Source organism: Pseudomonas sp. CAM1A, from assembly GCF_047501685.1.
Lineage (GTDB): Bacteria > Pseudomonadota > Gammaproteobacteria > Pseudomonadales > Pseudomonadaceae > Aquipseudomonas.
In genome coordinates, this window is record NZ_JBFNXP010000013.1 from 46,895 (window position 1) to 61,437 (window position 14,543).

Consider the following 14,543-nt stretch of genomic DNA (forward strand, 5'->3'; position numbering starts at 1 on the left):
TGATCGTTCAATACATCGCGTAAAAGAGCCAGCAGTCTGTCGGGACTTAAAAACTACGGCAAGAGCAACAAGCGCATCCGCTTCCTTGGCGCCCATCGCTAGTTATATCACTTCTTGGGACACGATCGGTGTTATCGAGTTCGAATCTGCCATTGCTTCAGATCAACCGAGTGCTGGTGCCTGATCCAGGCGAAGATTGCCCCAATGATCATCGAATTTCTGGCGCAATCATTTCACAACTAACAATAACTGGCTCCTTAGTCGGTTGGTGCTTAGCGAGTGCCCACCGGCTGTAATGGGTCGAAGCAGCCACTCGCGAACGGCTGCTTACGACCCAAAGCGGTCAATCGCTGTCGGGCAATTCTCGTAGTAACTCCAAAAGCTGTAGCCGGGTGTAGCACTCAGACGGCTTGATGTGTTCCGAGTCCCCCGAGTGTTGATATTCCCCCTCGTCGAAAGCCAGATAGATGTTGAACGCTGGCTGCGGCATCTGCTCATCCATACCCAGGTCAAGAATGACCGTGAACAGACCGTTCATGATGTCATCGCCCATCTCGAACGACATTTCACCCAAGATGAATCGTCGAGCAGCTTCAATCGACAGAGTATTCAGCAGCTCCGCAGGGCGCAGGCCCAATTGCCTGGAGTAAGACAATAAATCGGTCAGTTTCAGCTCGGCCCGTTGCGCCGTGCTCAGCAGGGTCTCGATCTTGGTGTCGGGGAGCGCTTTGATCATTGGCATCCTGGCACTGGGCGGTTGATTGCTGGCGAGGCGCCCACGCGTTACACGCGGAACCCAATCTGAGGGCTAACTCTCAAGGCAGGCCGCCACGCTGTCTTCCAAGATGGAGATCAACTCAGGGTCCATGTAGCGGTAGTCATCGGGAATATCCAGGACGTGCAACCGCTTGTGTTCAAGCAAACGTGAATACTCCGCCTGCAGCCGCTGCCGGTGTTTGATCTCCATGACGAAAATGACATCGGCCCAGCGGATATCCGCCGGGCCGATGGGCCTGCGTGCATTCGGGCTGGTGCCTGCCGAGCGGGCTTCAAAGCCTGCGCGGCGGCGCCACAGATTTTCCGCAGTGGGGCTGCGCCATTGGTTGCGGCTGCAAATGAACAGAAGGTTGGTCATCCTTGATCCAGCAATTGGCGGGTGGAGCGAACGGGGTAACTCATGCCGAGCTGGCACGCCCTCTTCAGCTTCTCGGCGCGCCCGTACAGCAACTTCCAGTTCTTTTCCGGCTTGAACACAGGTGGTTGTACTGTGTTGATCTTGCCGTGTTTACGGCCCTGCTGGCGTCTCCAGGCTCGGGTTCTTTGCATATTGGCGTCCTCGTGAGTACCGGGTTCAGCAGCCGCGGTAATACGAGTCGGGCACAGGATAGAAGGGTTTGGGCGATGTTACGAGCCCTATCAGAGTTGATCGGCATAATTTCGACCCAGAGCGGCCCTTCGCGACCGGCCGCTTACGCCCCATAGCTGCCCTTGCCGGAGAACAGATAACAGCCAGAAGCGGTCGACACAAACCAGCCCGGTACAGATAATCAACGTCTCACAGGGATGCCCGGGAACGAATGTCATGGACTGTCTTCCGACGCTTATCACTGATCGGCTGGTTCTCACCCCCCTCCAGTTAGAGGATTCGCCCATCATCCAGGAGCTGTTCCCCTGCTGGGAGGTGGTTCGCTACCTGGATCGTCGTGTCCCATGGCCGTATCCAGAAGACGGGGCGCTGGTCTATGTCCGAGATATCGCCCTGCCTGCCATTGCAGCAGGTCGTGAATGGCACTGGATGATCCGCATGCGCGACGATGCTGGCTGCACCCTGGGTAGCATCAGTTTGTATGATCAGCCTGGAAACAACAGAGGCTTCTGGCTCGCCCCACAGTGGTGGGGAAAGGGCTACATGCGCGAGGCATGCCGGATTATCAATGCCTATTGGTTCGAAACACTGTCGCGCCCGGTCATGCAGGTTCCCAAAGCTGTTGCCAACGACGCATCTCGCAGGGTCTCGGAACATGAGGGTATGCGCTTGGTAGACGTGCGGGCAGGCGATTTTGTATCTGGACGGATGGAGGTCGAAATATGGGAGATGACTCGCGCTGACTGGTTAGAAAGGTCGACTGCCAGTCGCTAGTTCTTTACGTCAGCGGTTGAAGCGCAGGCAGCCGCCCCCGCACCGAAGTGCGGCGTTGGCTTGCCTTTTTGGCTTTACCCGCGCAGTGCGGCGGGCAGATCAGGAAGGGAACAGCTTGCTCAGACAGCTGAGTTTTTTCTTGTAGGAACGTCGGGCTTGCAGCGCCTCTTCCAGTGTCACCGCGACGAAGCGGGCCTTCTGGTTGGGTTGCATCTGGCCGACCAGATCGAGGTCGGCGCTGATCACCGTGCCGATCATCGCGTAGCCGCCACCGGACACTGCATCGCGGTGCAGAATGATCGGCTCGAGCCCTGCCGGCACCTGGATAGAGCCGATCGGGTAGCAGCTGTCGACGATATTCGATGGATCGGAGCCGGCGCCGAACGGCTGCTCGCGAGGCTGGAAGCTCAGCGGGCTGCCACCCTTGAAGCGATAGCCGATGCGATCTGCCTCCGAGCCGACGGTCCAGGCTTCGGCGAAAAAGCTGTCCGCCGCCGCCGGGGTCAAGCGATCGTAGTACAGCCCCGGCACCACCCGCAGGGTGATCTCCCCTCCCAGCGACTGTCGCAACGCCATGGGCAGGCTCGCCCCGACACGCCCCTTGCCGCTGGCTATGCCTACCGGCAGTTCATCGCCAATCACCAGCCTGCGCCCCTGAAAACCACCCAGCGCCCCCAGCGCGTAGGTGGAACGACTGCCGAGCACCACCGGTACATCGATACCGCCGGCCACCGCCAGATAAGCCCGCGCGCCAGCCTTGGGAAAATCGAAACGCAGCACTTGTCCGGCCTTCACTTCGAAGGCGGTGTCCAGGTGCATGTCCACGCCATCGACTTTCGGCGTCATCTGCGCACCACAGACCGCCACCAGGGCGTCCTGTTGAAACTCCAGCTCCGGCCCCAGCAACGTGCACTCCAGCGCCGCCGAATTGGCCGGGTTACCCACCAACTGGTTGGCCGCGCTCAGGGCGTACTGGTCCAGCGCCCCGGAAGGTGGTATCCCCAGGTGGTAGTAGCCTTCGCGGCCGAGGTCCTGCACCGAGGTGGCCAGACCGGGTTTGAGTACCTTGATCATGCCAGCACCTCCTGCAGCGACTTGGGATAGCCGATCGGGTCGGCGAGGAACGCATCGAGCGAGAACTCCACGGGGCGGATGCGCAGATCGAAGCATCCGGCTTCGACCTCGGCCACGGCGTGGTCATAGGCATCGCGGTCCATCGGCTTGAACTGCACGATGTCGCCGGGACGGAAGAACACCATGTGTTCCTTCAGGTACGCCAGGTTCTGCTGCGGGTCGTAGATCGGTGCCGGAGTGACGCCAAACATCTGGTAGCCACCGGCGCCGCGTACCGAGTAGATGCAACCGAAGCAGCCGCCATGGCCCAGGGTCAGTTTCGGCGTGTCGGTACGGGGTCGCAGGTACTTGGGCACCTGCAACTGGCGTTCGCGCTCGACCATCTGGAACATGAACGGCAGGCCCGCCACGAAGCCCACCATCGAAACGAACCACGGCGCGCCACTGTGGGCGGCGATGAACGCCTCGACGTCGGCCAAGCCGTTGATGCGCGCGGCGTACTCCAGGTCCGTGGCGTTCGGGTCCTGGTGGCGGTCGCGAAAGCGCATCAGGGTTTCGTGGGTCCACGGATCGTTGTAGAGCACCGGGATTTCGATGATCCGGGTGTGCAGGGTGCGCTCAGCCACGGCCTCGGCTTCGGCGCCCTTCACCGCTTCGAGCAGATCGGCCGGGGCGATGCGGTCCGGGTCGAAACGGATCTGGAACGAGGCGTTGGCCAGGCACACGTCGAGCACGCCATCGAGGGCCAGACGCTCCACCGCACGGGTTACCGCCATGCCCTTGAAGAAGGCTTCAAGGGACATGCTGTCGCTGACTTCGGCAAACAGATGTTCATCGGCGCCAAAGCTGTAGCGAATCGGACTGCTCATGCTGCACCTCCGCTGCGGCGCTCGGCCAGCCAGGTTTCCAAAGTGCCGGTGTGGAAGTCGGCGGTGTGCAGCCAGGGCTGCTCCAGCAGCTCGCCGTGCAGAGCCAAGGTACTGGCCATGCCGGTGAGCGTGGTCTGCTCCACGGCCAGTCGCGCGCGGGCCAGGGCCTCGGCGCGATCGCTGCCGTGGACAATCAGCTTGGCCAGCAGCGAGTCATAGTATGGCGGCACCCGATAGCCTTCATACAGATGGCTGTCGACGCGCACGCCCTCGCCTTGTGGCCAGCTCAGCGCTTGCACAAGACCCGGGCTGGGGAAGAAATCCCGCGCCGGGTCTTCGGCGTTCAGGCGCATCTGCAGAGCCGCGCCATTGAGTCGGATATCGCTTTGCTTGAGGCCCAGCGGTTCGCCACCGGCGATGCACAACATGGCCTGGACCAGATCGATGCCGGTGATCAGCTCGCTGACCGGATGCTCCACCTGGATCCTTGTGTTCATCTCGATGAAGAAAAACTCGCCGGTGGCGTCGTCGTACAGATATTCAAGGGTGCCGGCGCCCTGATAACCCAGGGCCTCGGTCAGGCGCACGGCACTCGCGCAAAGGGTCTCGCGCTGCTGCGCGTCGAGGACCGGCGACGGCGCTTCTTCGAAGATCTTCTGCCGACGGCGTTGCAGCGAACACTCGCGCTCGAACAGGTGCACCGCATGCTTGCCGTCGCCCAGTACCTGCACTTCGATATGCCGGGCCTTGCCGATGAAGCGCTCCAGATACACCGCGCCATTGCCAAAGGCGGCCTGGGCTTCGCGCTGGGAACGGGGGAATTCCTCGCTCAACTGTTGCAGGTTTTCCGCCAGTCGAATGCCGCGTCCGCCACCTCCGGCCGATGCCTTGATCAGCAGCGGGAAGCCAACGGATTCTGCGGCCTTGAGCGCCGATTCCACATCGAACAGTTCATCCGGGGAACCCGGCACCACCGGCACGCCCGCCGCTTGCGCAGTGCGCCGGGCTTCGGCCTTGTCGCCCATGCGGCGGATGGTCTCCGGGCTTGGGCCGACGAAAATCGCCCCGGCGGCTTGCACCGCTTCGGCGAATTCGGCGTTCTCCGAAAGAAAGCCGTAGCCGGGGTGCACCGCATTGGCGCCGGTAGCCTTCAGGGCGCCGAGCAACGCCTCGACATTGAGGTAGCTCTTGTCGGCGCGGGCCGGGCCGAGGATGTGCACCTCGTCGGCCATGCGCGCGGCCTGGGAATCGACGTCTGCTTCGCTGCACGCCGCCACAGTGGGAATCCCCAGCGCTTTCGCTGCGCGGATGATCCGCACGGCAATCTCGCCGCGGTTGGCGATCAGCAATTTACGTATGCCTTGAGTCATGATCGTGCCCTCACGCGTCTTCGAGTGTGGCGATGACCTGACCCGGTTCCACCGGATCACCGTCTTCGACCAGAAACGCGCCCAGGCGCCCTGCCGTACCGGCGGTCAGTTCGGAAAACTGCTTCATGACCTCGATCAGGCCGATCACCGTGTCGGCGCTGACCTGGGCACCGGCCTCGACGTAGTTCGGCGAGTCCGGGGTGGCTTTGCGGTAGAAGGTACCCGGCAACGGGGTGATGACTGTGTGCTGCGCCATGTCTGTTCCTCTTGGAATAGTTGTAGAAAGGCAGGCAAAAAATCTATGTGATAAGCAATTCCTGGCATCTGCGTGCCAGGTGGCTCTTGTTGGCTATCGCGGTGCGCGCACCTTGATCCCCGCGCCGTCGAGCGCTTTGCGGGTGGCCTCGACCAGTGCCAGGGCACCGGGTGTATCGCTGTGCAAGCAAATGGAGTCGAATTCGATCGCCAGGTCTTCGCCCTCCACCGTGCGCACCACACCCTCCTGACAGGCACGCAGTACCCGCGCCGCTACTTGCGCCGGGTCGTAGGCACGCACGTTGCGGGTGAAGACGATGGAGCCGCTGAGGTCGTATTCGCGGTCGGCGTAGAACTCGCGGATCACCGGTTGGCCCAGTTCCGTGGCGATGCGCCAGATCGCCGAGTCGGGCATGCAATACAGCAGCAGCTCGGGCGCCAGGCGCTGCAGGTTTTCCACCAGCAAACGCGCCGCTTCCTCGTCCCGGGCCAGGTGCATGTAGAGCGCGCCGTGGGGTTTGATGTGTTGCAGGGCTACGCCTTGAACCTTGGCGAGTTCACGCAGGGCGCCCAGCTGATAGAGCATGTCGTCCACCAGCTCCTGGGCCGGTGCATTGATGTGGCGACGGCCGAAACCGACCAGGTCGCGAAAGCCCGGATGGGCACCGACGGCTACGCCCAGGCGCTTGGCCTGCTCGACCGTGCGACGCATGGTGCCTGGGTCGCCGGCGTGGAAACCGGTGGCGATATTGGCCGAGCTGATGAAGCCCATCAGTTCGTTGTCGACGCCGTCGCCGATGGTCCACGGCCCGAAGCCTTCGCCCATGTCCGAATTGAAATCTACTGCCTGCATGACACTTGCTCCTGACGCTTGTGACTTCATGCAGAGCACGTTAAATTCCAGCCACCCCCTTGGGAAGATCTATTATCAGAGGGGGCATCTTCTGAAAATCAGATACCTCATCAAGCGGAGTGTACATGTCACTGACCCTGCGCCAGGTTCGCTATTTCGTCGCCACGGCCGAGATCGGGCAAATCTCCCAAGCTGCGCTTCATTTGAATATTTCCCAGTCGGCGGTGACCACAGCGATCAAGGAGCTGGAGGGCATGCTCGGCACGCTACTGTTCCAGCGCTCGGCCCAGGGCATGAGCCTGACCGATGCCGGACGGCACTTTCTCAATCGGGCCTACGTGATCCTGCGTAGCGTCGACGACGCCCTTAACAGCCCATTGCCGGACGTTCGCGCCACCGGCCTGTTGCGGGTAGCGGCCAGTTACACGGTGATCGGCTACTTCCTGCCGCATCACCTGCAACGCCTGGAACACTGGCACCCGGACGTGGCCATCGAAGTGCACGAACGGGAGCGCCAGGCCATCGAGCAAGGCCTGCTGAAAGGCGAATTCGACATGGCGGTGGTGCTGACCTCGAACCTGACCCACCCGGACATCGTCTCGAAAACCCTGTTCAATTCCGAGCGCCGGCTGTGGCTACCCAGCCATCACCCGCTGTGCGAACGCTCGGCCGTGAGCCTTGCCGACGTCACACAAGAGCCCTTCATCCTGCTTACCGTCGACGAAGCCGAACAAAGCGCCATGCGCTACTGGGAACATGCCCACCAACAGCCCAACGTGCGAATCCGCACCAGCTCTGTGGAAGCGGTGCGCAGCATGGTGGCCAACGGCAGCGGCGTGGCGATCCTCTCCGACCTGGTACATCGCCCCTGGTCGCTGGAGGGTAAACGCATCGAAACGGTGACCATCACCGACAAGGTCACCCCCATGAGCGTCGGCCTGGCCTGGCATCGCGAGCGGGAATTCAGCCCGGCGATGCACGCGTTCCACAATTACTTCCACGACGCATTCCTGGCGCCGCAGCAACTCTCCGCACGGCGTTGAAAGCAACCAAAGCCTACCCGAGTGATGGGCAGACGTGACGTTGCAAACGACCACTTTCGGTGGTTGTGAAATGGCAATGATCGTGTCGCAGGAAGGGGTGTAGCTGAACGAACCTAGGGCGCCCCGACAAGCGCCCTACTCTCGCCTCTCAAATCGTCGTCTGCTCAGGAACAACCCTATACCGACTGGCACTGCAAGGGCAGACATCAACCCCAAGTCAAAGCCGTGCAAACGGGCCTGGCTCAGCGCAATGCAGCCAATCAGCCCAGCAATGACCAACGCAACGCCTAGCCACTTACGTAGCAGGTACGGTTTCATCAACCGTTCAAACAGAAAAGCCAGCGCAACGAAGATGACTGCCTGGGTAAGTTCGGACATGTGCACCTCCGCTCAAGCCCTGATGATAAGTGATTCGGCAGTACGCTGCGGGCCAATCCCACCACTCACCTGAGCCTGAATGCTCACGATTACGTCACCAGCATGGTAGGTGGGTAAGACGCCATTAACGTAAGAGCGCACGCCCATACCTACAGCAGTACCGGCGGCAAGCCCTGCTGCTGGCCCGGCCAGATTGCCCACAGCACGGGCAGCCCCACCGAAGGCGGAGAGCGCCAGGTTAGCAATGCTGGTGCGCTGGGTATTGAGGGTGTCTGCTTGTTGACGGGTCAGCGGTTTGGAAATACCTACCATCATCACGCAGGGCAGGTTTTTGGCCTGCATCTTGTCGTATACCTCTACGACTTTGCTAGTGACTTGGTAATGGGCGTGCTTTGCTTCGCCAAAATGCAGCTCGCGCAAGCGACCGCGGTCACTGTCGGTGAGGGTGATCTGCGAAATTTTGAATACGATCCCGTGGTTGCCCATGTACTGGTGTGTCCCTTCAAAGTTCATTAACGCATCCTTAAAAAATACCGGTCGCTACTTTTTTGTAGCGACCCAGCAAGGCAAGGCTAGACCTCGGTTGGATGGCGTAAAAGCGGGTAAAGCATGCTTCGGAATCGGACTACTCGAAATAGGGAAAATCTTATTCATGCCTGTAGGACGCGCTATGAACGTGCTCCCCTGCCCCACTACCCAGCTATCCGGAAGACAGTCTGCATCTACCCCAATTCGAGAGAACCACGCAGTACAGAAGTTATTCAATATGATCCAGAAGCAGCAGTTACACCGCCTCTATCGCGGTAGTTTCGCAATCACCTTGATCTCGAAGTCGAAGCCGGACAACCAGGTCACGCCGATAGCGGTCACCGTGGGATAAGGCGCTTCGCCCCAATACTCGGCCGCCACCTCACAGATAGTTTCGAATGTCGAGTCGGGGTCGACCATGGAGATGGTGGTATCAACCACATCCTCGAAACTACCGCCGGCCTCGGCCAGGATTGCGTTGAGATTGGCGAAGGCCAAGCGAACCTGCGCCGCGAGGTCCGGCTCGGCCGAACCATCCTTGCGGCTGCCGACCTGACCGGATACGAACAGAAAACCGTTTGAGCGAATCGCCGGCGAGTAGCGGCGTAACTCGTACAAAGCATGGCGATCTGGCGGTATCTGGCCTTCCCGCCGAATCGCCATGTCAGCGCCAAGGTGCGGGTGTTTATCGACTGGATAATCCAATTGATGGCCGAGCACGCGCCGGTGGTTGGATGAGGCAGGTGTAGCCCCGTGTCCCACTTTACCAGTGGTAACCCAAACCCAAATTCACACCATAGTCCCCCCTTGCCGTGCCCGTACCGGTCGCGCTATACGTCCAACGCCCGTTGCGCGACCTTGCGCTCAATCCGAGCGACACTGCCGGCTGGTTCTCATAAACCGCGGTAGCCACCGCAAACATCGACTTCCCTGAAGAAGAGGCCGTTGGGAGGCTCGCCGTGGCCATCGCCGCAGCGATACCCGCATTGATATCCTGTCTCAGTTGGCCAACCTGTTGTTCGGTATAGGCATTGGCCTGACGCAACGACTGCTGGCCAGCGTGGCTGGAGAGCTGGCTTGTCTGGCGCAAGTTGACGGCATCTGTGCCCTGGGTCGCAGCAGCCACTTGCGAAATCTGCCGCTCGCGCCCCACAGTTCCCACTGCCACGCTGTCAGCGCGGCGGGCTTGTGAGCCGGAGCCAAGCGCAATGCTGTTGACCCCGTCGGCTTCGGCGTCGGCTCCCACGGCAACGCTTCGCTCAGCGCGCACTTGCGCATGGGCACCCACGGCAACACTACCCTGCCCCTCGGCCTTCGCCTTGGACCCAACCGCCACTGCATGACTCGCGGCTGCAGCTACAGCCCGGTCGCTACCATCGTCGCGGCTGTCCACAGCGATGGAGGAACGCTGTTGGCCGAGTTGATTGACCTGCTCGTTGACTGAATGCAACTGACGGCCCGTCACCGCATCATGACTGGTGGCGTGTACTGCTCCATCTTGCAGCCCCCCGACGGTTCGAGCACCTTCGCGCCCCTCAACGTCGATGCGGTTTCCATCGTTGTCCTGGGCGAGCTGGATGTCACGGCTGACCGGGTCCTGGCGCGCCATCCCCACTTCACCTTTGGCCAGTTGCCGGCCCAGTTCACGCTGGGCAGTGGCGGCCTGCTCCACTTGACTATTGGCTTGAGCAGCCGCGTCGTCGAGCATATCCAGCGCCTGGCCGACAGAGCCGGCGGTGCCCCCCTGCGTGTTCAGGGAGAAGCGCGGCGCTTGCACGGGTCCCTCTGCGCCCGCACTCGCCTGCTCCGCCAACGCGGCGGTCATCATTCGGCGGGCGGAATTCTCGACGTTGTGAATCTGCTCGATAACGGTTTCGCCCTCATTCAGGCCTTGCAGCTTCGCAAGCGCCTGATCGGCATCGCGACCGGCTTGCTGCGCGTCGCGCTGGATGCTTTGGGCGCTGCGCTGCACATCATCAGCCCGCCCGACAGCCTGCTCAGCGCCGCGGCTGGCGCGCTCGGCGTCCTGTTGAGCCGTGGCCGCAGCCGTGACTGCCGCCAGGCCAGCCAGCCGGGCGTGCTCAGCGCGCTGGTGGCTGGTCACGGCAACTTCGCGGGTAGCGTGGGCGCCTTGCTCCACGGTGTCGAGCTGGCGTTTGTTCACTGCGTCGTTCGATTGCGCGCCGTCCGCCAGGTCGCCGATACGGGCCGGGTTATCCTGCTCGCCGCGGCCGGCGTTGTAGTGCCCCTGCGAAGGCACCCACAACACGCTATCGTCGTGCAACTGACGGACCTGACCACCGAGCCCGTCGAGCGCGGCGCCTAGCCCCTGTACCGTACTGTTGAGGCTCATCGCGCTGCCATCCACCGCGTTCAGCGCCGAACCGACGTTGCCATGCACTGTGGGTGCAGTGCTGCCATCGGCAGACAGGCGGTCGATGCCGTAGGACGGCGCCACAGGCTGAACGCCTGCAGCGACCCTGGCATCGCCGCCGAGCACTTGGACAAGATAGTCAGCCGCTTTAGCGGTCGTTTGGCGGATCGCCTTGTCGATACGCTGGACCACGGTTTCATCACTGGCCACGCCCTGTAGACGATCAGCAACGCCATCGGCGCTGGCCTTGGCAACCTGCGCGGACGACTGGGCCTGGGCCGCCGTGTGCTGGGCCGTGTCGGCCGCCGCTGTCGCCTGGCTGGCCGTCTGCCGGGCTACCTGTGCACGATCGCCTGCGGCAGTGGCCGTGGCCATGGCTGTATCGGCATGGCCTTGCGCCGCATCGCCGGTACGCTGTGCAGCCGCTGAAGCGCTGGCGGCCTCGGCTGCCCGTGCCTGGGCAAGCACGGCTGCCTGCGACGCCTGCTGGGCATCGCCCAGTGCAGCGCTCGCCAACGCATGACCGGCCTCGGCTGCCTGCCCGGCCTGGGTCGCCTGGGTTTGCGCGGTTTCACCTGTGGCCAGGGCGGCATCTGCGGCCTGTTGCGCGGTTATCGCCGCGTCGACCGCAGCGCCGGCACGCAGCTCGGCACGCTCGGCAGTCTGTTGGGCGCTACGCCCGATGTCGGACGCCCTGGCGCTGGTTTCTCGGGCCTGATCCACAATGCCTTGTGCAGCCTGCGCCGTTTCACTCGCTTGCGCGGAACTGCGTTGGGCGCTGGACGCGACTTGCGCCGCTTCGAGGGCGGCAGTGCTGGCAGCGGTGGCGGCAGTTTGGGCGGCGTCTGCAGCCCTGCCGGCGGCGGTAGCAGACGCCGCTGACTGGTCAGCGCGCACCTGGGCCTCTTGAGTCACTTGTCGAGTCGTTTGCGCCTGGTCCAGCGCCTGGGTGGCAGCGTCCTGGGCCTGGCCCACCGCCTGCCGCGCGGCCTGGGCCACGCCCAAGGCATCATCGGCATGACGAGCCGAAGCCTGGACCACACCGAGGGCGTCGGCAGCGAGAACCTGCGCCGCGTCCGCTGACGTCTGTGCCGTCTCGGCACTGCTTTGGGCCGCTGCGGCGGACGCGGCTGCGTGCTCACCGCTGGCCTGCGCGCCGTGTGCATTGGCCTGCGCCGTGGTCGCCTGGCTGTGCGCTGCGTCGCTCGTGTCTTGCGCCGCCTGCGCCGCTTGCCCGGCCTGGGTGGCATTGGCTGCCGCGGTATCGGCAGTACGCTGAGCCGTGCCTGCGACCGCCTGGGCATCCGTCGCCATGGCATGGGCACCTCGGGCAGTGTCCTGGGCCGCCTGCGCGGAGGCCTGCGCCGCCAGCCCCGCATCCCGGGCAGCGTCCGCACGAGCTTGAGCCGCCTGGGCTGCGGCTTGCTGCTCATGGGCGAGCTGTGCAGCATCGGCGGCGCTAACGCGGGCGGCATCGGCGGCGCTGCGGGCGGCGGCTGTCACCTGTTCGGCGGCGCCGGCGCTGCGTTGGGCCTGCTCGGCCCCGGCCAGCGCCTGACTGGCGGTATCACGCGCTGTTTCGGCTTCACGTTGGGCAGACTGCACGTCGTTGCGCGCTGCGTCGGCGGCGCTGCTCGCACGGGCGACGTCCTGCTGTGCGGCGAGCGCAGACTGACTGGCCTGTGCGGCGCGTTGCCCGGCCTGGTCAGCGTCACGTTGGGCCAGTTCAGTGGTGCTCCGGGCCTTGGCCACGGTGTCGCCGGCACTGTCGGCATCACGTTGCGCGGTAGCGGCGGTGACTTGCGCACCTGCCGCGGCGGTCTGGGCCGCATGGGCCGTTGCCTGCGCCGCCTCTGCCAACGTGCGCGATTCGGCCGCGTCACGCCCAGCCTGGGCCGCAGTTGTTTGCGCGCGTTGCGCGGCGGCCTCGACCGAGGCCGCTGCTTCACGGACCTGACGAGCTTGCACGGCTGCTTCGTTGGCGCTGTCCAGGGCTTCACGGGCACTGCCCTCGACCACATCCAGCTGGCCTTTGTTGACCGCGTCGGTGCCGGCCACGCCCGCCGCGAGATCGGTAATCCGATTGACCGCACGTTCGCCGTGGCTCGCATCGTAGGTGCCGGCCTCGGCATCCCAACGCAGGCGCCCAACGTTGTTCAGCGCATCGAACGCCAGCGCCGTGGTGACGGCATCATCGAACACCGCGCCCATGCGCTCGTCGGTCTGCGCAGAACGCTGGTCCAGCGCCTTGACCGCCCCCAGCAGCGTGGTGGGCTGCGCAATGTTCGGCCCCAGGCTTGCCAGTGACAACGACGGCAGCACCATCTGGCCGTCTGCGCCCGGCTTGGGCAGGCCCAGGGCTTCGGCCAGGGACTGGCTGCCCAGCGATTCACGATCGCCCAGTTGCTGGATCGCCGTATAACCCACCTGCAACTGCGCGCCGTTGACGGCGTCGAAGCTGCTTGAGCTGATCGATCCTGGGCCCAGGTTGAGCAACTGGCGGTAGGTGGACAGGTTTTTGCCAAAACTGATTGGCGCTATGGCGCTGGAACTGTCGAATTCGTAGGTTTGTCCGTTCAGATTGACTGGCGAAACTTCATGCAGCGCGCTGGTCTCGCTGTTGCTGCCTAAGGTAATGCCTGCCACTTCGCGCGATTTGGCCGTATAGCCCAGTGCAACACTGTTGCTTAGTGCGGCGGATGCATCACGCCCCAGCGCCAGCCCTTGAGCGCCAGACGTCTGGGCAAAACGCCCGGCGGCAAAGGACGACGCACCACCGGCCTGGGCCGAGGCACCCAAGGTCACGGCTGACTCACCAGCCGCTGTAGAGGCCGAACCCAATGCCACCGTGTTTGGCCCATTGGCTGACGTCATGTTACCAAGGGCAATCGCATATGGATTGCGCGTAATGGATTGCACACCCCAGGCCATGCTGTGGAGCCCCGTTGCCTGGGCCGAACGGCTGACGGCGATGCCGCCATTGGTCGCGATCAGCTCCCAGCGCGCCGTCTCCTTCGCGTCCCCAAGCTGCCCGATTGCCATACTGCCGTCCTGGCCACCGAGCATCAGCCGGCCACTGTTGATATACAGCTCGTCGCCCAGCGACAAGGACGTAGCGCCAATGCCCGCCACTTCCACAGGCCGGTAGAACAGCACCGCATTGCTTTGCGAGGACTTGTTCGCAGGGTTGCATTTGCCCGCTTCAGTGTCCTTGTACTTGATGGTTTCCGCCATCAACAACCGGTTGACGGTAGCGGCGTCACCGGAACTGAACGTCGATGGCGGATCGTTCAGGCTCACGCACTCGAGGTCGTTGTTGGCATTGATATGCACACCGTTGCCGCCTTCGGCCGTGGCGCTGTACAGCAACGACGGAATGCTGGCGAGCGTGAGCAGGCCCAGCCCTTGCCAGTCCCGCGGCGCACTCTGGTAGAGCGCACGCAGCAACATGCGCAGCGGATTGAGCGGCAAGGTGCACAGGCCCACGGCCTGCGAAGCGGTACGCGAGGTGACTTTCACGATGACTGACCCTGTAACGATGGCCGCCAGGCACTGACCACTTCAATACCGCGCCTGCATTCAGGGCGCCGCGGTCAAGCGAGGGGGAACCGACGGGCCCGCCGTGCGGCGGGCATTGCTTTGTGACGTGCTGATTGTGC

Annotated in this window: 13 protein-coding genes and 1 pseudogene; 3 read left to right on the forward strand and 11 right to left on the reverse strand. The window is 63.1% G+C overall.

What is annotated here, in order from left to right; translation table 11 throughout:
- Window positions 1–343: 343 nt before the first annotated feature.
- Window positions 344–736, reverse strand: coding sequence for a hypothetical protein (locus ABZO33_RS23465; protein WP_414537980.1), 393 nt, complete (start codon window positions 734–736; stop codon window positions 344–346).
- Between the two features lie 72 nt (window positions 737–808).
- Window positions 809–1,135, reverse strand: coding sequence for a low molecular weight protein tyrosine phosphatase family protein (locus tag ABZO33_RS23470; RefSeq protein ID WP_414537981.1), 327 nt, complete (start codon window positions 1,133–1,135; stop codon window positions 809–811).
- 447 nt (window positions 1,136–1,582) lie between these two features.
- On the opposite strand from ABZO33_RS23470, the gene ABZO33_RS23475 reads away from it, so the two are divergent.
- A complete protein-coding gene (locus ABZO33_RS23475; RefSeq protein ID WP_414537982.1) occupies window positions 1,583–2,140 on the forward strand; it encodes a GNAT family N-acetyltransferase in 558 nt (185 codons plus the stop codon).
- 99 nt (window positions 2,141–2,239) lie between these two features.
- On the opposite strand, the gene ABZO33_RS23480 is transcribed toward ABZO33_RS23475, so the two are convergent.
- From ABZO33_RS23480 to ABZO33_RS23500, 5 genes are all read right to left on the reverse strand, one after another.
- Complete coding sequence (locus ABZO33_RS23480; RefSeq protein ID WP_414537983.1) at window positions 2,240–3,214, reverse strand: biotin-dependent carboxyltransferase family protein; 975 nt, start codon at window positions 3,212–3,214, stop codon at window positions 2,240–2,242.
- On the reverse strand, window positions 3,211–4,083 hold the full coding sequence (locus tag ABZO33_RS23485; protein WP_414537984.1) for a 5-oxoprolinase subunit B family protein: 873 nt from the start codon (window positions 4,081–4,083) through the stop codon (window positions 3,211–3,213). Before ABZO33_RS23485 ends, ABZO33_RS23480 begins: the two co-directional genes overlap by 4 nt.
- On the reverse strand, window positions 4,080–5,453 hold the full coding sequence (locus tag ABZO33_RS23490; protein WP_414537985.1) for an acetyl-CoA carboxylase biotin carboxylase subunit: 1,374 nt from the start codon (window positions 5,451–5,453) through the stop codon (window positions 4,080–4,082). The genes ABZO33_RS23485 and ABZO33_RS23490 overlap by 4 nt, the downstream gene beginning before the upstream one ends.
- A 10-nt stretch (window positions 5,454–5,463) precedes the next feature.
- A complete protein-coding gene (locus tag ABZO33_RS23495; protein WP_414537986.1) occupies window positions 5,464–5,709 on the reverse strand; it encodes an acetyl-CoA carboxylase in 246 nt (81 codons plus the stop codon).
- A gap of 93 nt (window positions 5,710–5,802) precedes the next feature.
- A complete protein-coding gene (locus ABZO33_RS23500) occupies window positions 5,803–6,561 on the reverse strand; it encodes a 5-oxoprolinase subunit PxpA (protein WP_414537987.1) in 759 nt (252 codons plus the stop codon).
- A gap of 125 nt (window positions 6,562–6,686) precedes the next feature.
- Here ABZO33_RS23500 and ABZO33_RS23505 point away from each other — a divergent pair, with 125 nt between their 5' ends.
- On the forward strand, window positions 6,687–7,604 hold the full coding sequence (locus ABZO33_RS23505) for a LysR family transcriptional regulator (protein ID WP_414537988.1): 918 nt from the start codon (window positions 6,687–6,689) through the stop codon (window positions 7,602–7,604).
- A 135-nt stretch (window positions 7,605–7,739) separates the two neighbouring features.
- Here the strand turns inward: ABZO33_RS23505 and ABZO33_RS23510 are convergent, their stop codons facing one another.
- From ABZO33_RS23510 to ABZO33_RS23520, 3 genes are all read right to left on the reverse strand, one after another.
- Window positions 7,740–7,982, reverse strand: coding sequence for a hypothetical protein (locus ABZO33_RS23510; protein ID WP_414537989.1), 243 nt, complete (start codon window positions 7,980–7,982; stop codon window positions 7,740–7,742).
- Between the two features lie 12 nt (window positions 7,983–7,994).
- Window positions 7,995–8,495: a hypothetical protein gene (locus tag ABZO33_RS23515; RefSeq protein ID WP_414537990.1), complete on the reverse strand. Its 501-nt coding sequence runs from the start codon at window positions 8,493–8,495 to the stop codon at window positions 7,995–7,997.
- 282 nt (window positions 8,496–8,777) lie between these two features.
- A complete protein-coding gene (locus ABZO33_RS23520; protein WP_414537991.1) occupies window positions 8,778–9,173 on the reverse strand; it encodes a RidA family protein in 396 nt (131 codons plus the stop codon).
- On the opposite strand from ABZO33_RS23520, the pseudogene ABZO33_RS23525 reads away from it, so the two are divergent.
- Window positions 9,147–9,248 (forward strand): annotated as a pseudogene (locus ABZO33_RS23525) (LysR family transcriptional regulator); the annotation flags it as partial. The gene ABZO33_RS23520 and the pseudogene ABZO33_RS23525 sit on opposite strands and share 27 nt — an antisense overlap.
- Before the next feature lie 25 nt (window positions 9,249–9,273).
- On the opposite strand, the gene ABZO33_RS23530 reads toward ABZO33_RS23525, so the two are convergent.
- Window positions 9,274–14,403, reverse strand: coding sequence for a YadA-like family protein (locus ABZO33_RS23530; RefSeq protein WP_414537992.1), 5,130 nt, complete (start codon window positions 14,401–14,403; stop codon window positions 9,274–9,276).
- Window positions 14,404–14,543: the final 140 nt, after the last annotated feature.